Origin of the sequence: Actinomadura sp. NPDC023710, assembly GCF_040639875.1 — a bacterium.
Classification (GTDB): domain Bacteria; phylum Actinomycetota; class Actinomycetes; order Streptosporangiales; family Streptosporangiaceae; genus Spirillospora; species Spirillospora citrea.
In genome coordinates, this window is record NZ_JBFAGB010000012.1 from 23995 (window position 1) to 41373 (window position 17379).

The 17379-nt window shown below is 72.5% G+C and carries 14 protein-coding genes and 1 tRNA gene; 12 read left to right on the forward strand and 3 right to left on the reverse strand.

Annotation, left to right across the window (positions count from 1 at the left end; genetic code table 11):
- Positions 1-126: 126 nt before the first annotated feature.
- Positions 127-2367, reverse strand: a complete 2241-nt coding sequence (locus AB0H37_RS15770; RefSeq protein WP_329097058.1) for a hypothetical protein — start codon at positions 2365-2367, stop codon at positions 127-129.
- A 54-nt stretch (positions 2368-2421) separates the two neighbouring features.
- On the opposite strand from AB0H37_RS15770, the gene AB0H37_RS15775 reads away from it, so the two are divergent.
- From AB0H37_RS15775 to AB0H37_RS15815, 9 genes are all read left to right on the forward strand, one after another.
- On the forward strand, positions 2422-3753 hold the full coding sequence (locus AB0H37_RS15775) for a glycosyltransferase 87 family protein (RefSeq protein WP_329097056.1): 1332 nt from the start codon (positions 2422-2424) through the stop codon (positions 3751-3753).
- Positions 3753-4211, forward strand: a complete 459-nt coding sequence (locus AB0H37_RS15780) for a DUF4446 family protein (RefSeq protein ID WP_329098451.1) — start codon at positions 3753-3755, stop codon at positions 4209-4211. The genes AB0H37_RS15775 and AB0H37_RS15780 overlap by 1 nt, the downstream gene beginning before the upstream one ends.
- A gap of 124 nt (positions 4212-4335) precedes the next feature.
- Positions 4336-5274: a prephenate dehydratase gene (pheA, locus tag AB0H37_RS15785; RefSeq protein WP_179831572.1), complete on the forward strand. Its 939-nt coding sequence runs from the start codon at positions 4336-4338 to the stop codon at positions 5272-5274.
- A 70-nt stretch (positions 5275-5344) separates the two neighbouring features.
- Entirely contained in the window at positions 5345-5986 is a 642-nt protein-coding gene (locus tag AB0H37_RS15790) for a DsbA family oxidoreductase (protein WP_329097054.1), read from the forward strand.
- Positions 5987-6103: 117 nt separating this feature from the next.
- Positions 6104-7744, forward strand: a complete 1641-nt coding sequence (locus AB0H37_RS15795) for a hypothetical protein (RefSeq protein WP_360613267.1) — start codon at positions 6104-6106, stop codon at positions 7742-7744.
- Positions 7745-7873: 129 nt separating this feature from the next.
- Positions 7874-9505, forward strand: coding sequence for a hypothetical protein (locus AB0H37_RS15800; RefSeq protein ID WP_360613269.1), 1632 nt, complete (start codon positions 7874-7876; stop codon positions 9503-9505).
- 15 nt (positions 9506-9520) lie between these two features.
- Complete coding sequence (locus AB0H37_RS15805) at positions 9521-10378, forward strand: methyltransferase domain-containing protein (protein WP_360613270.1); 858 nt, start codon at positions 9521-9523, stop codon at positions 10376-10378.
- A gap of 10 nt (positions 10379-10388) precedes the next feature.
- Positions 10389-11648 (forward strand): serine--tRNA ligase, encoded by a 1260-nt coding sequence (gene serS / locus AB0H37_RS15810; protein ID WP_329097046.1) that lies wholly within the window; start codon positions 10389-10391, stop codon positions 11646-11648.
- Positions 11649-11780: 132 nt separating this feature from the next.
- A complete protein-coding gene (locus AB0H37_RS15815) occupies positions 11781-12584 on the forward strand; it encodes a Cof-type HAD-IIB family hydrolase (RefSeq protein ID WP_329097045.1) in 804 nt (267 codons plus the stop codon).
- A 42-nt stretch (positions 12585-12626) separates the two neighbouring features.
- Here the strand turns inward: AB0H37_RS15815 and AB0H37_RS15820 are convergent, their stop codons facing one another.
- Together AB0H37_RS15820 and AB0H37_RS15825 are read right to left on the reverse strand one after the other, a co-directional pair.
- Positions 12627-13166 (reverse strand): bacterial proteasome activator family protein, encoded by a 540-nt coding sequence (locus AB0H37_RS15820; RefSeq protein WP_179831579.1) that lies wholly within the window; start codon positions 13164-13166, stop codon positions 12627-12629.
- A gap of 13 nt (positions 13167-13179) precedes the next feature.
- Positions 13180-14136: an NAD(P)H-quinone oxidoreductase gene (locus AB0H37_RS15825; RefSeq protein WP_360613273.1), complete on the reverse strand. Its 957-nt coding sequence runs from the start codon at positions 14134-14136 to the stop codon at positions 13180-13182.
- 172 nt (positions 14137-14308) lie between these two features.
- Here AB0H37_RS15825 and AB0H37_RS15830 point away from each other — a divergent pair, with 172 nt between their 5' ends.
- The 3 genes from AB0H37_RS15830 to AB0H37_RS15840 all read left to right on the forward strand — a co-directional run bounded on the left by AB0H37_RS15830 (position 14309) and on the right by AB0H37_RS15840 (position 17273).
- Complete coding sequence (locus AB0H37_RS15830; RefSeq protein WP_360613275.1) at positions 14309-16717, forward strand: AAA family ATPase; 2409 nt, start codon at positions 14309-14311, stop codon at positions 16715-16717.
- Between the two features lie 20 nt (positions 16718-16737).
- A complete protein-coding gene (locus AB0H37_RS15835) occupies positions 16738-17106 on the forward strand; it encodes a signal peptidase I (protein WP_360613277.1) in 369 nt (122 codons plus the stop codon).
- 78 nt (positions 17107-17184) lie between these two features.
- Positions 17185-17273: transfer RNA gene (locus tag AB0H37_RS15840), tRNA-Ser, on the forward strand.
- Positions 17274-17379 lie beyond the last annotated feature (106 nt).

A 17379-nucleotide genomic window follows, 5' to 3' on the forward strand; every position in this document is an offset into this window, starting at 1 on the left:
TGGCGCTGCTGCCCTGGACGCGGATCGACTGGATCCTGCTCGCCCACACCACCGCCCTCAGCCTCGCCTACCTGCCGGCCCGCGCGCCCGCCCGCATCCGGCTGCCGGACGATCTGGAGTGGCTGTTCACCGTCGTTCGGCCGACCGTGGTCCCGTGGACGCTTCTGGCGATCCTGACGGCGCTGGTGGCGGCGTGTCTGCGTTCCTCAGGTCGATCTCCAGCGACCGGAGCCCCGCGGCGAGCATCAGCGGGGTCGCCAGGCTGAACGCCACCGACAGGATCACCACGCCCGAGTCGTTCACCAGCGTGCCGATGACGCCGACCGCCAGCGCGCAGATCACCGCCGGGCGCATCGTCATGTTCTTCTCGTAGGCGCCCTGCAGCAGCGACACCCGCCACCGCGTCGGCCGCGCCAGGACGAAGAACAGGAACACGACCGCGGCGGCGAGCGCGAGCGTGTAGGGCCAGTACCCGAGGCTGTTCAGCATCGCGTTGAACTTGCGGGTGACGACGTCCCACGCGTCCCCGGCCATGAGGTCCTGCCAGAACCGGCCGAGATGCGTCGGGTTGGCCGACCGGGCGTTCAGGTACGAGATGAACAGCACGAGCGCCAGGCCGGCCAGGAAGAACAGGCCGAGCTTGAGCGGCGACATGCGCTTGCCCGCGACCATCAGGCCGAGCATCGCGAACGCCGGGACGATCGCCAGCACGCCGCCGAAGTCGCTGCCGAACGCGGGCAGGCCGTCCACCGCGACCGTGAACGCGCCGATCACCGCCACGATCGCGACGGCGACGGCCTTGCCGCCCCTGCGCAGCGGGTACTCCGTCAGCCACGCCGCCGTCAGGATCGCGGCCACCGCGAACAGCGAGAACGCCTGGTTGCCGAAGCCGTAGAACCGTCCGGCGACGAGGGCGGTGTAGCCCATCAGCGTGTTGAGCTGGAGGGAGGAGCCCGTCATCACGTCCAGTGCGAGGACGAGCGCCGTCACGCCGGTGATCACCAGGCCGGGGACGACGGTGGAGCGGCGCCACGGCCCGGCGAGAGCCACGCCCGTCAGCAGCCCGGCGAAGCCCAGCACGGTGCAGATCAGGACGGGCGTCGGGTGCTCGGCCCGCCACCACGGCAGCAGCCCGGCGAGGAAGGACGCGCCGGGCGCCGCGCCGCCGAGCAGCGCTATCACCCGGGTGCCGCCGAGGATCCGCGCCCGCGAGCGGCGGTCGCCGCCGAGGCGCCGCAGCGCGACCACGGCGATCCCGTACAGGACGAGCTGCACCGCGAACAGCACCCAGTAGAACGACGTCTGGACGGCCCGGATCGCCTGCGCCGCGACGTCCTCGTCCATGAGCGCGTCGACCCGGTCGTGCGTGGACGACGTGGACGGCTGCGACCGCCACGCCGACCCGACGGCCTGCTTGGGCTGCTTCACCCCGAGCAGCTTCAGCGTCGTCGCGGTGAGGTCGGTCAGCGTGACCAGCCCGTCCTGGCGGGTGGCGCTGGAGGTCATGTAGCCGGGCCCGTAGGCGGCGCCCTTGGCCACGGCCACGCGCAGGTGCGGGTTGACGCCGGTGTCGGACAGGCCCGCGACCAGCACGGTCGTCCCCTCCGGGAGCCCGGTCACGACCTGCGCGATCCGCCGGTCGGCGGCCTTCGCGGCGGCGGCGCGGACCTCGTCCGACAGCGGGACCTGGTCGCCGTGCGGGTCGACGCCCGCGTTGATGTAGGCGCGGAAGAGGTCGTCCACGTCGACCGCGGCGAGCGGGCAGCGCGCCCAGTCGGCGGCGGTGACCTTGTCGGGCGAGGCGGCGTAGCGGTCGACCCGGCCGGCGCCGTCGGCGGCGCCGAATACCGCGCCGGGGCCGACCGCCATCGTGCAGCCGCCCGCCCGGTGGACCTCGTCGCCGAGCAGCCCGATCCGCGCGTGGTAGTTGGTGCCCGCGTTGTCGCTCTTGATCGCGGGCCAGCCGGCGGCGACGGCGCCGCCGGCGGGCGGCGGGCCGGAGGGGGAGGCCTGGCCGGGCAGGACCGGCGTGGACGGCAGCGCGCAGTCGCCGTGCGCCAGCCGCGACCGCTGCCCCGCCGACAAGGTCAGCCAGCCGTCGGTCGGGCAGGTGATGACGCGGGTGGTGCGGACGCTGAGGCCCGCGGCCGAGCCCTGCGAGGTCAGCCCCCACAGCGCCGGGGTGTTCTCGCGGGTGACGTCGCTCCACATCAGCGCCGGCACCCCGATGACCACCACGCGGCCGGTGACGGCCCGCTCGGCGGGGGCCGAGGGCGCGGCGTGCGCCGCCGCCGGGCCGAGAACGGCCGCGAGCGCCGCCGCGAGGGTCGCGAGGAACATGGCGATCTTCGTTCCCCGGGACGTCATGGCGTTCAGGTTACAAGAGCCCCACCACCGGGCAGGGGCCATATCCTGCGGGCTGTGGACGGTCTGATGGCGCGGGATGCCCGCGACTCCCCCGGCGAGGCTTCCGGCGCCCCCGCCCGGCGGGGCGTCCGCGACCTGCTGGTCCTGCTCGCCGGGATCGCCGTCGCCGTGGCCGCCGCCGCGCCGGTCGTCCACCAGTGGCTCGGCAACCAGCCCGACCAGCGGCTCGTCGATCTGGAGGTCTACCGGGAGGGCGGGCTGGCGGTCCTGCGCGGTGCGCCCCTGTACGACTTCCTCACGCAGCCGCCGCAACTGCTCCCCTTCACCTACCCGCCGATCGCCGCCGCCCTGGCGGTCCCGTTCACGCTCCTGCCGTGGCGTGCGGCGCAGTGGGTGTGGACGGGGCTGATCTACCTGTCGCTCGTGATCGTCGTCTGCTACGCCTTCCGCGACCTCATCCGCCGGACGGGACGCTGGGCGCCGCTCACCGCGGGCGTCCTGGTCGCGGCGATGACGTGGCTAGACCCCGTCCGCGACCAGGTCAGGTTCGGGCAGGTCGGGCTGTTCCTGCTGGCCATGTGCCTGGCCGACTGCTGCGCCCGCACCGCCCGCTGGCCGCGCGGCATGCTCGTCGGCCTCGCCCTGGCGATCAAGCTGGTGCCGGGCGTCTTCCTCATCTACTTCCTGGTCACCGGACGGCGGGACGCGCTGGTCAACGCCGTGCTGACCGCCGTCGTCGCCACGCTGGGCGGGTTCGCGCTGCTGCCGTCCGACTCGTCCGCCTACTGGTTCGGCGCGCTGCTGGAGGGCGGCGACCGGACCGGCGCGGTCGACGGCACCACCAACCAGGCGATCCAGGGGATCGTGGCCCGCGTCCTGGACGAGGGGCCGGCCCGGACGCTGGTGTGGCTGGCCCTCGCCCTGGTCGTCGCCTGGTTCGGCTTCGGCTGGGCGCGCCGGGCGACGCTCGCCGCCGACGCGGCGTCCGGCGCCGACGCCTCCAGCCTCCTGCTCGCCGGGGTCGCGATCGTCGGGCTGCTGTCCGTCGTCCTGTCCCCTGTGGGGTGGATCCATCACCTGGTGTGGATGATCGCGGTTGTGGGGGCTTTGGTGGGTGATGGGCGTGACACGCGAAGATGTCTTGTCGCGTTCGGCCTGTGGCTGCTGTTCCTGTTCCCGGTCCCGTGGTGGGCGCGGGGCTTGATCGGCCCGGATCATTCCCCCGTAACGGTTCTCGCGGGGCAGGTGCTGCGCGATTCGTTCGGACTCGCCGCCCTGGCATCGATCTTGGTCCTCGGAACATGGCTGGTGAAACGGCTCGATCCGGACAACCACCCCCGAGATCCTTCGCAACACCAGGTCGGCATGGGTACGCTCGGCCCGTGATGCTCGTCGCGGTGGCCGTCGCCGGCCTGGTCGCCGGGATTGCGGGGCTCTCCATCGCGGTGGTCGCGCACAACCGGGTCAACCAGGTCGTCGACGAGTGCGGGGAAATGCTGAGGCGCCAGCTCCAGGTCGCGAGCGGCGAGGTGGACGAGCGCGCCCTGCGCGACCTCGCGATCGTCCACTACGACGCTCTCAAGGAGATGTCCGGGCACCGGTCCTTCTCCCTCGCGCTGATCAACGCGGTCGGGGACGGCGTGGTGGTCAGCTCCATCAACGGGCGGACCGAGACGCGGACCTACGCCAAGGCCGTCCAGGGCGGGCACGCCGTCGAGACGCTCTCCCCCGAGGAGAACCAGGCCCTGCGGGCCGCCCGGCTCGGCAAGGGCCCCGTCGTCTCGATGGACGACCCGCTGCCCGACTTCGGCAACGGCGCCCGCACCCCCACGCCCAGCGCCTGAGGCGATGCCCGAACGGGCGCCCGACCGGCGCCTGAGGGGGTGGCGCCCCGGACGGTAGACTCGGCTTTCTCGCCTTGCCGCAAGACGGCTTCCGCACAGCCGAAACACCCACCGGGGGACCCTAGTGACCGCAGACGACAGGCCAGCGCGCTACGCCTACCTGGGTCCGCGGGGCACCTTCACCGAGGCCGCGCTGCTCACCCTCCCCGGTGCCGCCGGGGCCGAGCACATCCCCTACGCGACCGTCCCGGCCGCTCTCGAAGCCCTGCGCCGCGGCGAGGTCGACACCGCCGTCGTCGCCCTGGAGAACTCCGTCGAGGGCTCGGTCCCCACGACGCTGGACGAGCTGGCGACCGGCGAGCCCCTCCAGATCGTCGGCGAGATCCACCTGCCGGTCTCGTTCGCGCTCCTCGTCCGTCCCGGCACGGCGCTGGACGACATCAAGACCGTCGCGTCCCACCCGATCGCGCAGCCGCAGTGCCGCCGCTGGCTCATGGAGAACGTCCCGGACGCCGAGTGGCGCGCCGCCACCTCCAACGCCGAGGCCGCCCAGCACGTCGCCGACGGCCACTACGACGCCGCCCTCGCCGGCTCGTTCGCGGCCGCCCGCTACGGCCTGTCGGTCCTCGCGGAGGACATCCACGACGTCGCCGACGCCGTCACCCGCTTCGTCGTCCTGAGCCGCCCGTGCCCCCCGCCGCCGCCCACCGGCATGGACAAGACGACCGTCGTCGCGTTCATCGGCGAGGACCACCCGGGCGCCCTGCTGGAGATCCTCACCGAGTTCTCGGTCCGCGGCATCAACCTCACGCTGATCCAGTCGCGCCCGACCGGCGCCGGCCTCGGCTCCTACCTGTTCTGGATGGACTTCGAGGGCCACGTCATCGACGCCCGGGTCGGCGAGGCCATGATGGGGCTGCGCCGCGTCTGCGCCGACGTCCGCTTCGTCGGCTCCTACACCCGCGCCGACCAGGTCCGCCCCGAGATCCGCCGCGGCACCCACGATGCCGACTTCACCGAGGCCGCCGCCTGGATCACCGGCATCCGCACCGGCTACGCCTGAGCCCGCGCCCGGAAATCAAATCAGCCGGGGGCGCGTTGGCACGGTAGACCGTCCTGAGAGGGGTATTCCCGTGCGTGTTGAGATCTGGGCCGACGTCGTATGCCCCTGGTGCTATCTCGGTAAGCGGCATTTCGAACGCGCTCTGGAAGGGTTCGCGCACCGGGACCAGGTCGAGGTGGTCTACCGCGCCTTCCAGCTCGATCCTTCGTTCCCGCAGGGCGCGACGATCGACGTGGCGCAGATGCTGGCGGAGAAGTACGGCCTGACGCGCGAGGAGGCCGCCGAGAAGAACCGGGAGATGGAGGAGCGCGCCGCCGCGGCCGGTCTGGAGTACCACCTCGAAGGCCGCCAGGCGGGCAACACCGCCGACGCGCACCGGCTCGTCTACCTCGCGGGCCAGCGCGGAGTGCAGGGCGCGGTCGTGGAGGCTCTGTTCAAGGCCTACTTCACCGACGAGCGCCCGGTGTTCGACCGGGACACCCTCGTGGACGTCGTCGCCGAAGCGGGCCTGGACGCCGCCGAGGCACGCGACGTGCTCGCGTCCGGGAAGTTCGCCTCAGAGGTGGACACCGAGCAGAGCGCCGCGCGCGACATCGGCGCGACCGGCGTGCCCTTCTTCGTCATCGACCGCCGCTACGGAGTCTCGGGCGCCCAGCCCTCCGAGACGTTCGCGCAGGTCCTCGACCAGGCCTGGGCGGACGCGAACAAGTGACCGGCCACGCCTCCCCGGGCGTGACGCAACCGAGATCATCAACGACCGCCCCGGCGACAACCGGCTGTGGATCTTGAACGTCCTCTTCACACCAGTGAACAGTGGAGAGGTCGTCCCGTGCGCCGATTGCTCGCCCTCGTCACGGCCCTGGCCGTGACATTCTCCCTGGCCGCGGTCCCCGCAGACGCGGCGGCGACCCTGCGGGTGATCAGCACCCGCGTGCTGTCGCCCGGCGCCACCACGAAGATCGAGGTGGCGGCGGAATCGGGACTGGACATCACCAAGGTGCGCGCCGTCACGGAACCGTACGAGGGCGGATCCGCGACGCCGCTCACCGCGGACGACTTCGAACTCGTCGAGGGCACCGCGACGAACGGCGTCTGGCGGACGAAGACGGCCGTCACCGTCGACCCGGGACGCTGGTGGGTGAACGTCGAGCTGACCAACGCCGAGCAGACCGTCCTGGCCCGCCACCGCGCCACCGTCGACAACGGCGCGGACACGGTGATCAGCGACTTCACGGTGACCCCGGACGTGGTCGACATCGAGAACCCCTCGGCCACCTTCCGGGGGCGGCTGATGAGCCGGGCCGCGAACGGCGACCTGGTGCCCGTTGCGGGTGAGACGCTGCGCCTCATCCCGGACATCGGCCAGTTCGCGACGGCGGTCTCCGGTGCGGACGGCAGGGTGGAGGGGCAGGCCTCCTTCTCCGGCTACACCCGGATGTCCCTCGTCTATCGCGGCTCCTTCCTGTACCGGCCCACCGAGAGCGGGCTCGGCACCGTCGCCATGCGGCGGCTGAACACGCGGCTCACTGTGGACGTGCCCGAGCACCTCGTCGCGGGCGACCGGGTCAACGTGACGGGCCGGCTGGAACGCGAGGACCACAACGGCGTCTGGGCGCCGCTCGCGGGCAAGCAGGTCGAGATCAAGTTCGCCGGGTCGGCCCCCGAGCCGGTCTGGACGACCCTGGGCCGTGCCACGACCGGCGCCGGGGGCGCCTTCACGTTCCTGATCAACCCGAGCGAGGACGGCGCATGGTCGGCCTCCTTCGCGACGGACGCCCTCGGCTGGCCCGCCGACCACCCCGGCTACTTCAGGTCCGAGGGGCAGCCGCGCTACCGGAGCGTCGCGTACCGGACGTCCGTCACCGGGTTCAACGCCACGCCCGAGCCGGTCGGCCGGGGCGAGAACGTGACGGCGTACGGGCGCGTCCTGACCCGGCTCGCGGACGGCCGCTGGACCGGCGCCCCCGGCAACGCCTCCGTGCAACTGCAGTTCTCCACCGACCGCAAGACGTGGAGCACCAAGGGCGCGGTCGGCGTCTTCCGGGACGGCACGTTCAGCGTCGAGGGCAGGGCCGACCGGACCGGCTACTGGCGGGCCCTGGTCCCCAAGAGCGACAGCACCGAGCAGTCGGTCAGCGGTAACGACAACGTCGAGGTCCGGTACCGGACGAAGATCCTCGACTTCAACGCGGCGCCCGAGCCGGTGAAGAAGGGCGGCACCGTCACGGTGATGGGCACGGTCTACCGCCAGACCTCGAAGTGGTACACCTACGGCGGTAAGACGGTCGTCTTCTACTTCCTGCCCAAGGGATCCTCCAAGTGGGTCTACATGGGCAAGCAGGCCACCGACAGGATCGGCCGGTTCCGCAAGGGCTTCAAGGCGACCAAGGACGGCACCTGGCGCGCCTACTCCGGTGCCACCTCCACCTACGCCAAGACGTACCGGGACGACTACGTGGACGTGCGCTGACGAGCGCGGGGCCCGCCGGGATGCCGATGCGGCACCGGGACGGCGGGCCCGCGATCGGCGTGATCCAAGCGTGATCGGCGGTGGTCAACCGCCGACCGATCGTGGGCGTCAACTCCATACCAGTAATCAGTGGAGAGGTTCCCCATGCGCCGCTCGTCCGCACTGCTCGCCACCGCCGCCTTAACGTCGTCCCTCTTCCTCGTGCCCGGCGCCGCCCACGCCGACGCGACCGGGGTCAGCCTGACCCTCGACTACGACAAGCTCGCCAAGGACCGCGTGGTCAAGCTGACACTGGGCGCCAAGTCCGCGAGCGGGGTCACGAAGGTCCGCGCGAACATGCGGTATCAGACCCCCGAGGCGGAGCCCTATGCGACCGTCGAGTTCACCCGGAGCAGCGGGACGGACAACGACGGGGTCTGGCAGGCCGAGTTCCGCCCCGACATCGAGGCCCGCCCCGGCGTGACGCGGGTCGAGGTGCTGATCAACACGGCCGACGGCGCAACGTACACGCGCAACAGCGAGTTCGACGACTGCTACACGACGAGCATCACCGACTTCTCGAACTCGCCGGGCGTCATCGACATCGAGCACTCCGACGTGACGATGCGCGGCCGGGTCACGGTCCAGAAGTACCGCGAGGCCGCGCCCGAGCCGGCGTCGGGCGCGAAGGTCAGGACAGGGACGAGCACGGAGACGACGGCGGGCGAGGACGGCTCGTTCACGCTGACCTCCGGCGGCGACGCGTCCCCGGCCGCCTCCGTCCCCCGGGAAGGGCGGTTCTGCGGAACGACGCGCGCCGCTTCCGTCACCGTCGACAGGCAGGCCACGGTCATCACCGCGAACATGGTGCCGGGGCCTTTGGTGGCGCCGCAGTCGCTGGTGTCGGTGTACGGCAGGATCGTCCGGCGGGGCTCCACAGGTCCGGTGCCCGTGGCCGGGCTCGAGATCCAGCTCGACGTGCCGGACGGCCTCCATGACGCCGGAGGCGTCACGTCGACCCCGACCTCCGCGGACGGCACCTTCCGCGCCGCCTTCTTCGCCGCGCGGGAGGTCGGGAGGTCGGGAGCCGTGACAGTGCGGCTCGGGGAGACCGGCTTCCTCACCGGAGGCCAGGCAGGCCTCGGGACGGTGAGCATCCGGAACAGCTCCGAGATCACCGGCTTCGACGCCTTCCCCGGACCGCTCGCCTATCGTGATCCGATCACTGCGCGCGGGCGGCTGGACCTCCGGCCCGGCGACACCGGCGCCGCGAACCTGCCGGTGCACCTGGAGTACTCCCTGGACGGCCATGTGTGGAAGGTCTGGGCGACCCGGACCCTGGCGCGGCCGGGGCCCTTCTCCTTCGACGACGTGAGGCCGGTGACGAAGGACGCGTACTGGCGCGTCCGTTACCCGGGCAGCGATCTGAACATGCCAGTCATCAGCGACCTTCGCTATGTCGAGGTCAAGTACCGGACGCAGTGGTACGACTTCAACGCCTCGCCCGAGCCCGTGAAGAAGGGCGGGAGCATCACGGTCAAGGGGCGGCTCTACCGGTTCCGGGACGCGGCGGGGCCGGGGCCGAACGCGCCCGTGTACGTCTACTTCAAGGCCGCCAGGACGACGACGTACAAGCAGGTCGCCGCCACCAAGACCGATGCCGACGGCTGGTTCGCCAAGTCCTTCAAGGCGTCCGTGGACGGTACCTGGAAGGCGGTCTACAAGGAGACGTCCGGCTATCTGGGCTCGGTCTCGCAGGGCGACGCCGTGGACGTGCGCTGACGTAGGCTGCGGGGCGTGGCGCAGGACTTCGACCTTTACGAGCGGGAGCTGTGGGCCGGGCGGGCCCCCGCGTACGAGCGGGGGTTCGCCCACGTCACGCGGTACATGATCGAGCCGCTGCTCGACGCGGCCGGGGTGGCGGACGGCACGCGGCTGCTCGACGTCGGCACCGGGCCCGGGTTCGTCTCGCGGGAGGCGGCGCGGCGCGGCGCGCGGGTGTCGGCCATGGACGCCGAGCCGGGCATGGCCGAGACGGCGCGCCGGAACGTCCCCGGGCTGGACGCGCGGGTCGCCGTCCTGCCCGAGGTCCCCTTCGAGGACGGGACGTTCGACGCGGTCGCCGGCAACTTCGTCATCAACCACGTGGGCGCCCCCGACGTGGCGCTGGCCCGGCTGCGGCGCGTGCTCCGCAAGGGCGGGCGGCTGGCGGTGACCTGCTGGGTGATGCCGGGCAGCGGCGCCCTCGCGATCGTCCGGGAGGCGATCGAGGCGGCGGGCGTGCCGTGGCCGGACGACATCCCCGCGCCGCCGTTCCTGGAGTACGGCGAGGCGGCGGCGTTCCGGCGGCTGGTCGCCGAGGCCGGGTTCGCCGAGGTCGCGGTCGAGGAGGTGACCTGGGAGCACCTCGTCGACCCCGAGGAGTGGTGGGAGACGGGCGCGCTGGCCCGGGTCGGCACGAACGGCGTGGTCGTCGGACGGCAGGACACGCCTACCGTCGCCCGGGTCAAGGCCGCCTACGACGAGATCGTCGCCGATTACGCGGCCGGCGACGGGAAGGTCGCGCTGCCCGCGCACGCGCTGCTGGCGAGCGGCGTCCATGAACGGGCGCGAACCGCCGATACTCGCGCGCGGACGAGGGCGCCGGGCCGGTAGCCTCGGGTCTGTGATTGACCTGCGAGCTCTTCGAGAGGATCCCGAGCGGCTGCGCGCCTCGCAGCGCGCCCGCGGTGAGGATGACGGCGTCGTCGACCGGCTGCTCGACCTGGACGGGAGGCGCCGCTCGGCGCTGACCTCGTTCGAGCAGCTCAGGGCGGAGCAGAAGAGTTTCGGCAAGTCGGTGTCCAAGGCGCAGGGCGACGAGCGGCAGGCGCTGCTGGCCCGCGCCAAGCAGCTGGCGCAGCAGGTGAAGGAGCGCGAGGCGGAGGCCGACCGCCTCGGCGAGGAGCTCGACGCGCTGCTCAAGGGCGTCCCGAACCTCATCGAGGAGGGCGCCCCGCCCGGCGGCGAGCAGGACTTCGTCGTCCTGGAGCACGTCGGCGAGCCGACCGCGTTCGACTTCGAGCCGAAGGACCACCTGGAGCTCGGCGAGAGCCTCGGCGCCATCGACATGGAGCGCGGCGCGAAGGTGTCGGGCGCGCGGTTCTACTACCTGACGGGCGTGGGCGCGCGGCTCCAGTACGCGCTGCTCAACCTCGCCATGGAGCAGGCCGTCGCGAGCGGGTTCGTGCCGATGTACCCGCCCGTCCTGGTGAAGCCGGAGGCGATGGAGGGCACCGGGTTCCTCGGCGCGCACGCCGCCGAGGTGTACCAGCTCCCGCAGGAAGAGCTGTACCTCGTCGGGACGTCGGAGGTGCCGCTCGCCGCGTTCCACATGAACGAGATCATCGACGAGCTGCCGCGGCGGTACGTGGCGTGGTCGTCCTGCTTCCGCCGCGAGGCCGGCTCCTACGGCAAGGACACGCGCGGCATCATCCGCGTCCACCAGTTCGACAAGGTGGAGATGTTCTCCTACTGCGACCCGGCCGACTCCCACGCCGAGCACCTGCGGCTGCTGGAGTGGGAGAAGGAGATGCTCGCCAAGGTCGAGATCCCGTACCGGGTGATCGACGTGGCGGCGGGCGACCTCGGCGCCAGCGCGGCCCGCAAGTACGACTGCGAGGCGTGGGTGCCGACGCAGAACACCTACCGCGAGGTCACCTCGACGTCGAACTGCACCGAGTACCAGGCGCGGCGCCTGGCGGTGCGGCACCGCGACGCCGACGGCAAGAACCAGCCGGTGGCGACCCTGAACGGGACGCTGGCGACCACGCGCTGGATGGTCGCGATCCTGGAGAACCACCAGCAGGCCGACGGTTCGGTGCGCGTCCCGAAGGCGCTGCAGAAGTTCCTGGGCCTGGAAGTCCTGGAGCCGGTCAAGCGCTGAACGTCCGTGGAGCGGGGCCCGTCCTGGCTTGGACGGGCCCCGCTCGCGTCACCCGGGCCCTGGGGCGATGCCGGGAGTCGGGCGTGTCATGCCCCTGGCCTAGGGTGTGTCCCATCTGCCCAGGAAGGTGACATGTCTGAGTCCTCGCCGCGCGTGATCGCCACCGACCTCGACGGCACGATCGTGCGCTCGGACGGCACGATCTCCGCCCGGACCGTCGCCGCCCTCGCCCGGGTCGAGCGGGCCGGGGCGATGCTCGTCATGGTCACCGGACGGCCGCCGCGCTGGATGACGGAGATCGCCGCGGCCGTCGACCACCGCGGCGTCGCGATCTGCGCCAACGGCGCCGTCCTCTACGACCTGCACACCGAGACGGTGCTCCAGGCCAACGAGATCGCGCCGGACGTGCTCGCCGAGGTGATCGGGCGGCTGCGCGGCGTCGTGCCCGAGCTGCGCTTCGCGGTGGAGTACCCGACCGGCTTCGTGTTCGAGGCCAGCTACAACCTCGGCCGGTGGGACGCGGCGGCGCTCGGCGGCCGTCCCGTCGACGACGCCGAGCTGGTCAGCCGGGGCGGAACCAAGCTGCTCGCGTTCCACCCGGCCGCCGACCCCGACGCGCTCTCGGCGAAGGCGGTCCAGGCCGTCGGCGACCTCGTGACCGTGACGCACTCCTCCGGACGGGGGCTGCTGGAGATGAGCGCGCTCGGCGTCACCAAGGCCAGCGCCCTGGCGGCCCTGTGCACCGAGCTCGGCATCACGGCGGGGGACGTCACCGCGTTCGGCGACATGCCCAACGACCTGCCGATGCTGACCTGGGCGGGCACGTCCTACGGGGTCGCGAACGCGCACCCGCTCGTGCTGGCCGCCGTGTCGCACAAGACGTCCCGCAACGACGACGACGGCGTGGCCGAGGTCCTGGAGCGCCTCTTCCCCTAGCGCGGCCGCACCCGCTGCCGGGTGCGGCCGGGGGGCGGAGTCCTACAGGTAGGGGCCGGACGAGCGCGGCCCGGGCTGGGAGTCCTCCTCGACACCGGAGGGCATCATTCCCGCGGGCAGGGCGCGCCGCATCTGCTCGAGCTGCGCGCGCGCCGCCATCTGCTGGGCGAACAGGGTCGTCTGGATGCCGTGGAACAGGCCCTCCAGCCAGCCGACGAGCTGCGCCTGCGCGATCCGCAGCTCCGACTCGCTCGGCACCGTGCCCTCGGTGAACGGCAGCGACAGGCGCTCCAGCTCCGCGACCAGCTCGGGCGCGAGTCCGTCCTCCAGTTCCTTGATGGACGACTGGTGGATCTCCCGCAGCCGGGCCCGGCTCGCCTCGTCCAGCGGGGCGGCCTTGACCTCCTCCAGCAGCTGCCGGATCATCCCGCCGATCCGCATGACCTTCGCCGGCTGCTCGACCATCTCGGTCACCGACTTGCCCTCGGACTCGCCTTCGCCGACGCCCTCGACGGCGATGCCGTTCGGGCCCAGGACGAGCACCTGGGGCTCTTCCGACTGCTTCTTCGAAGCCTCGCTCATAAACTCCACATCCTCACACGGTCAGCAGGATCTTGCCGACATGACCGCCTTCTTCCATCAATTCGTGCGCGCGGGACGCCTCCGCCATGGGGATCCGCCGGTCGACGACCGTCCGGATCCGTCCCGACTCCAGGAGCGGCCACACCTGCTCCCGGACGCCGGCCACGATCTCCGCCTTCTCCTCCAACGGACGGGCCCGCAAAGTCGTGGCGTGCACCAGCGCCCGCTTGCGCAGCAGCACGCCGATGTCCAGCTCCGCCTTCGCGCCGCCCTGGAGCCCGATCACCATCAGCCGCCCGCCGGAGGCGAGGGCGTCCACGTTGCGCTTCAGGTACTTGGCGCCGATGAGATCCAGGATCACGTCGTAGGGGCCGCTGTCGACGAAGTCGTCCTCGCGGTAGTTGACCGTGACGTCCGCGCCCAGCTCCCGGCACCTCTCGGCCTTCTCCGGGCTCCCCACCGTCGTCACCACGCGCGCCCCGCGCGCCTTGGCGAGCTGGATGGCGAACGTCCCGATGCCGCTGCCGCCGCCGTGGACGAGCAGCGTCTCGCCCTCGCGCAGGCCGGCCAGCATGAACACGTTCGACCACACCGTGCAGGCGACCTCCGGCAGCCCGGCGGCCTCCGCGACGTCCACGCCGCGCGGCACCGGCAGCACCTGCGAGGCGGGGACCGCGACGCGTTCGGCGTAGCCTCCGCCGCCGAGCAGCGCGCACACCTCGTCGCCGACGTTCGGCCCGGTCACGCCCTCGCCCAGCTCGGCGATCCGGCCGGACACCTCAAGGCCCGGATACGGGGGAGCGTCCTGCGGCGGCGGATAGAAGCCCCTGCGCTGCATGACGTCGGCGCGGTTGACGGCGCTCGCCGTCACGTCGATCAGCACCTCGCCCGGCTTCGGCTCCGGATCCGGCACCGGCTTCCATTCCAGGACGTCGGCGTCGCCCGGCTCGCGAATCACGATCGCATGCATACCGGCCACGCTACCGGGCGCCTCCAAGGCGTCCCCCGTCCCCGGGTGCCGTCGAGGCAAGGCCGATCTACGCGTGGGATGCCCGGTATTGACGCACCGGTATCCTGCGTGGGGGTCTTTTTGCCCGCCTGCACCGTGTGGATCATCAGAGGCGTGCCCGAGGGGGAAAACGGTGGCGAGGAACGAGCACGACGGGCGCTCACTGGAGGAGCGGCTGGCCTCTCTGGACGCGATGAGCGGCGACACGACGGGACCGTCCCCCGCCCCCGAGGGAGCGCAGCCGCCGCAGGCGCCCGAGGAGCCGGAGAACGCGCCGCCCGCCCCCGCCGAGCCGGCCGAGCCGAACACCGAGCCCTGGCTCGCGGCGCCCCCCGCCTACCAGGACCCTCCGGAGAACTTCGGCCCGCCGCAGCCGGCGCCCTACGAGGGCGGCCCGATGCCGCAGCCGTTCGACGGCGGGATGCTCCCGCCCCCGTACGCGACGGGCGGCTACCAGCCCCAGCCGTCCCCGTACGACGCCAACGGCAACGCGGCCCCGCCCCTCGACCAGCTGCCGCCCTACCCGTCCGACCAGTTCGGCCGCCAGGACGCGGCCGGCCAGGTCTACCAGCCGATCGACCCCGCGACGGGCCGGCCCTACCCGCAGGACACGGACGCCTCGGGCCGTCCGTACGTCCCCCTCGACCCGGCCACGGGCCACCCCCTCGCCACCGACCCGAACGCGCCCGGCCAGCCCTACCCGCCCGTGGACCCGACCACCGGCCAGCCGTACGACGCCAACGCGGGTGCCCAGCCCTACCCGCCGGTGGACCCCGGCACGGGTCAGCCTTACGCGCCTGACCCGAATGCGGGCGACCAGCAGTTCCCCCTGGTCGAGCCCACCACCGGTCAGCCGATCCAGCCCGGTCCGAACCCGCCGGGCGGTCAGCCGTACCCGCCCGCGGACCCTGCCATGGGCCTGCCCTTCGCGCCTGACCCGAGTGCGGAGGGGCAGCCCCCCTTCCCGCCCGCCGACCCGAACATCGGCCAGCAGTTCCAGCCGGGCCCGAACGCGCCGGGCGGCCAGCCGTACCCGCCGGTCGACCCCGGCACGGGCCAGCCTTACGCGCCTGACCCGAACATGGCGCAGCCCTTCCTGTTCGGCCCGGCCCCGGAGGGACAGCAGTTCCCTCCGGCGGACCCGAACGCCGGCCAACCGTACGAGCCTTACCCGAACACGGGCCAGCCGTACGCGCCTGACCCGAGCGCCGCGGGCCCGCAGTTCCCGACGGCCGATCCGAACACCGGGCAGCCGTACGCGCCGGACCCGAACGCCGCAGGCCCGCAGTTCCCGGCGGTAGACCCGAACACGGGCCAACCGTACGCGCCGGACCCGAACACCGGGCAGCCGTTCCAGCCGGGCCCGCCCGCGCCCGGCCTGCCGTACCCCCCGATGGACCCTGCAATGGGCCAGCCCTACGCGCCGGACCCGAATGCGGGCGGCCAGCCGTATCCCCCGGTGGACCCGAACACCGGGCAGCCCTACCCGCCACCCGGCTACGGGTATCCGGCCGGGCCGCCGCAGGGGGAGGGGCAGTACCCGCCGGCGCTCGGCCAGATGATGCAGCCGGGCCACCCCGCCCAGCCCCAGCAGCAGGAGCCGCAGAGCGCCGACAGCCTCAGCTCCGAGAACCTGCTCGGCGAGCGCCGCATCGCACCCTCGTCCGGCTGGCGGCGCGCGGTCTACAAGGCGACCGCGGGCAGCATCCACCCGGGCGAGTCGCAGGTCGACCTGCGCCGCAAGGACCTGATCGGGCGGGCGCGCACCGCCGTGGCGGGCGGCCACCACCGGGTGGCCGTCATGTCGCTGAAGGGCGGCGTCGGCAAGACGACCACGACCACCGGCCTCGGCTCGATGCTGGGATCGCTGCGCGGCGACCGCGTCATCGCGGTGGACGCGAACCCCGACCGCGGCACCCTGTCGGACAAGGTCAGGCTGGAGACCGCCGCGACCGTCCGCGACCTGCTCAACAACCGCGACCAGATCCAGCGGTACGCCGACGTCCGCGCGTTCACCTCGCAGAACGAGGCGCGCCTGGAGATCCTCGCGTCGGACCGCGACCCGGCGGTCAGCGAGGCGTTCAGCGCCGAGGACTACGCGGCCGTCGCGGTCGTCCTGGAGCAGTACTACTCGGTCTGCATCACCGACTGCGGCACCGGGCTGCTGCACTCGGCGATGGCGGGCGTGCTGAGCCTGGCCGACCAGCTCGTCCTGGTCAGCTCCCCGTCGGTGGACGGCGCCCGGTCCGCGAGCGCGACCCTCGACTGGCTGGAGGCGCACGACCACGGCCACCTGGTCCGCAACGGCGTCGTCGTCCTGTCGATGGTCCGCAACCGCACCCGCAGCCAGGTCGACCTGGACAAGCTCCAGGCCCACTTCGAGAGCCGCTGCCGCGCCGTCGTCCGCATCCCCTACGACGACCACCTGGAAGAGGGCGCCGAGGTCGAGCTGGAGCAGCTCGCCCCCACGACGCGCGAGGCGTACCTGACGCTCGCCGCCGTGGTGGGCGACGGCTTCGCCTTCCAGCGCCCGCAGTCCTGACCGGGTTACCGTTGCCATCTGTGACGGGCGACGACGGTGTGTACGTGGGGAAGGCGGCGCCTGACGCGGCCGCCGACCGCGGCTGGCTGCTCGGGCACTTCAAGACGCCCGGCGACCTGCGGCACAGCGCCGAGGTCGAGATCAAGTGGGGCGTGCACCCGAAGGGCGAGCGCCGCGCCGCGTGGACGGACGGCGAGAAGCGCACCGCCCTGCTCGTGCTGATCAGCGGCCGCTTCCGGCTGGAGTTCCCCGGCCGCGACGTCGTCCTCGACGAACAGGGCGACTACGTGGTGTGGGCGCGCGGCGTCGACCACTCATGGGAGGCCGAGGAGGAGTCGGTGGTGCTCACGGTGCGCTGGCCGTCCATCCCCGGCTACCGCGTCCCCTAGAGGCGGTCGTCTTATGCGGTCGAACGCAGCCGCCCCCGCCCGCTATCGTGGGCGATGGCCGCCGCGAGGCGGTCACCTGGAGAGTTCGCATAGTGGACTAGTGCAGGCGCCTTGAAAGCGCCCAGGGCTGGGGACAGTCCTCGTGGGTTCGAATCCCACACTCTCCGCTCACGCTCCGGCAGCGTCCACGGTCACGTTGTTGAGCCGGGTAGACGGCTCGCTCCCGCTCGCCGAGCCACCGGGGTACCACCCTGGCGGCGGCGCACCGAGTTC

What these genes read in the sequence shown, in the direction of transcription:
- AB0H37_RS15825 (WP_360613273.1), bottom strand. Translation starts at nt 14,136, where the DNA reads ATGCATGCGATCGTGATTCGCGAGCCGGGCGACGCCGACGTCCTGGAA.
- AB0H37_RS15770 (WP_329097058.1), bottom strand. Translation starts at nt 2,367, where the DNA reads ATGACGTCCCGGGGAACGAAGATCGCCATGTTCCTCGCGACCCTCGCG.
- AB0H37_RS15820 (WP_179831579.1), bottom strand. Translation starts at nt 13,166, where the DNA reads ATGAGCGAGGCTTCGAAGAAGCAGTCGGAAGAGCCCCAGGTGCTCGTC.
- AB0H37_RS15780 (WP_329098451.1), top strand. Translation starts at nt 3,753, where the DNA reads ATGCTCGTCGCGGTGGCCGTCGCCGGCCTGGTCGCCGGGATTGCGGGG.
- AB0H37_RS15815 (WP_329097045.1), top strand. Translation starts at nt 11,781, where the DNA reads ATGTCTGAGTCCTCGCCGCGCGTGATCGCCACCGACCTCGACGGCACG.